This is a genomic window from Asanoa sp. NPDC050611 (genome assembly GCF_040654855.1).
Taxonomy (GTDB): domain Bacteria; phylum Actinomycetota; class Actinomycetes; order Mycobacteriales; family Micromonosporaceae; genus Asanoa.
In genome coordinates, this window is sequence record NZ_JBFAIU010000563.1 from 1 (window position 1) to 2,780 (window position 2,780).

Below are 2,780 nucleotides of genomic sequence, written 5' to 3' on the forward strand. Positions count from 1 at the left end.
GTCGGGTCAGGCCGCCGGCACCACCGGTTGGTCCGCGGCGGGCCTCGGCGCGGGCGGGCGGCCCGGCAGCAGCCGGGTGTACACGTCGTCCATCACCTTGGCCTGGGCCTCCCAGGTCCACTCGTCCAGCACGTCCGTCTTCTCGTAGGCGGCCCGGTACCGCTCGGGGTCGGCCAGCACGGCGCGGACCGCCCGCAGATAGTCGGGCAGGTCCTCGGCCCGGAACACCTCACCCTGGCCGGTCGCGCGGGTCGCCTCGGCCATCGTCTTCACGTCGCTGACCACCATCGGCAGCCGGGCGTGCGCGTACTCGAAGAACTTCGTGATCAGCGCCAGCTCGTGGTTGGGCTTGTGGTGGATCGGGATCACCCCGAGGTCCGCGGTGGCCACGAACGCCGCGACCTGCCAGTGCGGCACGTACGGCAGCAGGTGGAACCGGTCCGCGACGCCGAGCTCGACGGCGAGGTCCTCCAGCTCCTCCATGATCTTGATCTTGCCGTTGGGGTGCACGGAGACCAGGGCGACGTGCGCGTCCGGCAGCTCGACCAGGCCCCTGACCATGATGTCCACGCCGCGCGACGGGTTGATCCCGCCGACGTAGACCAGCAGCGGCGTGTCCTTGTCGATTCCGCACATCGCGCGCAGGTCCGGCACCGGCACCTCGCGGTGCTCCCCCGTGAGCGTGCGCGGCGGGGCGTTGAGCACCACCGCGGGCTGCTCGGGCAGGTTGTGCGTCTCGCGCAGCAGGTCCGCCAGGGTGGGTGACACGGTCATCACCGCGTCGGCGAACCGCGCGTACTCCCGGACGTAGGCGACCTGTGCGGGGTGCCAGCGGGAGTTGGCGGGCCGGCCGATGACGCCCTGCACGAACTCGTGCGCGTCCCAGACCAGCTTGACCGGCCGGCCGCCGGCGCGCGCCCGCAGCGCCGCCCGGGCACCGACCCCGAGCATCCGGAAGTCGTGCGCGTGGATCAGGTCGGGCTCGAGCTCGTCGATCACGAAGCCGAAGCCGAGCTCGTAGTCCCAGAGCTGCGGGTCGAGCTTGCGCCAGGCCCGGTCGCCCAGGACCGTCTGCCAGAACCGGATCGACAGCTTGTTGATCGCCGAGTCCGGGTTCTGCTGCGCGCGCACGAGCCGCTGCAGCTCGTTGGACCGGAACCGGGCCCACCTGGTCAGCACCCGGACGGTGAACAATGGCACCGCGAGCCGGGCCTTGCTCGTCAGGTTGGCCAACCGCGAGCCGCCCGCCATCCGCGCGAGCTTCACCTCGGCCAGCCGGGCGTTGATGTCCGCACGCCAGGCCCGCAGCTTCTGGATCCGGCGGACGGCCTGCCGGTCCGGCGGGTACGCCAGCGGCCGGCGGAACAGCGACCGCCGGTAGGTCATCGGGTGGGCGACCCGGCGGTGCACCGGGACCAGCCGGACCTCCGCGCCGCCGATCTGCCAGGTCTCCTCGGTGGACGCGCCGCGGATGCCGACCAGGATCACCTCCCAGCCCGCCTCGGCGGCGGACGCGGCCGCCTTCTGCACCCGGGAATCGCCATGGACACCGTTGTCCACCAGCATCACCACCCGGCCGCGGGTCGGCGGCGTGACGGTGCTTGGGACTGAATCCATCGGAAATGCCTCTCCTTGCTTGCGGTACGGCTATGCGAACGGACAGGTCAACGGAGGAAGTTGTCGAAGGCGAGGGCGGTGCGCCGGCCGTCGTGGTGTTCCCGGACGTACCTGACACCCTCGGCGGCGCGCCCAGCGGCGGCGGTCCGGTCGTCCAACACCGACTCGATCGCCTTCACCAGGCTGCTCGGGGTGGCGCTGACGATCGGTGGACGGATGCCGGCGGCGGCCATGGCCTCGTCGCCGAGGTAGGAGACGACCACCTTGCCGGCCGCCATGCCCTCACAGGCGAACGCGCAGTAGGCACCCATCACGAGCTGGTCGACCAGGATGTCCGCCTCGTGGACCCGCTCGCGCATCTCGCTCCAGGGCAGGCCCTCGACCAGCCGGAACTCGATGACGTTGCGGTCGTGCAGGTCCTGGAGCTCGGTCACGATGCGGTCGGTGCCCTTGGTCCAACGGGTCGACGGGGCGTGCAGCACGATCGGCCGGGACCGGTCGAGGACCGGGCGGTCGCACGCCCACGCGTCGACGTCGAGCACGAGCGGCGCCCACGTCGCCCAGGGGACGTCGGCGAGCAGGTCCGGCGTGGTCACGAAGACCGGCAGCCCGCTGTCCCGGGCGGTGCGGTGGTTCTTCTCGGTGACCGCCACGAGTCGCTCGACGAGGTCCGCCGGCGCCTGCCGGAAACCGGACTCGGCGTGCCGCTCCTGGTGCCGGGCCGGGTGGCGGATCTCGCTGCCGTGCGCCAGCAGCGCCACCTTGATCCCGGCACGTTTCAGCGCGGGCAGGTCGCCGGAGATGTCGTCGCCGTTGAGCCGGCCGAGCACCGGCCGGAAGGCGTCGACGATCAGGTGGGTGTAGCCGCTGAGCACTCGGCGGATCTGCTCGAGCTGCACGTCGAGCCGGTGCTCGGCAGGAAAGTGCAGGTAGACGTCGGCCGGGTACCGGAACGACGCGGGCGGCTTGGCCATCACCACCTCGGCCGAGACGTCCGGCCGGGCCACACAGATCGCCTGCGCGAACGCGGAGAGCTGGCCCGCGTAGTTGGCGGTGCCGAGCCCCAGCCGGATCGGGCCGCCGCCGAGCGGGTTCCACTCCCGCCGCGGCTCGTCCGGTCCCGGTCGCGCCGGCGGCACGACCGCCGGCTCGGCCGGCTCGCG

Annotated in this window: 2 protein-coding genes; both read right to left on the bottom strand. The window is 72.3% G+C overall.

Annotated elements, in window-relative coordinates:
• Positions 1-6: 6 nt before the first annotated feature.
• Positions 7-1,617 (bottom strand): glycosyltransferase family 4 protein, encoded by a 1,611-nt coding sequence (locus AB0H87_RS40210; RefSeq protein WP_360158592.1) that lies wholly within the window; start codon positions 1,615-1,617, stop codon positions 7-9.
• A gap of 47 nt (positions 1,618-1,664) precedes the next feature.
• A partial coding sequence (locus tag AB0H87_RS40215) for a glycosyl transferase family 1 (protein ID WP_360158595.1) occupies positions 1,665-2,780 on the bottom strand: 1,116 nt, incomplete at its 5' end.

Coding starts and splice junctions, on each gene's coding strand:
- AB0H87_RS40210 (WP_360158592.1), bottom strand. CDS start 1,617: ATGGATTCAGTCCCAAGCACCGTCACGCCGCCGACCCGCGGCCGGGTG.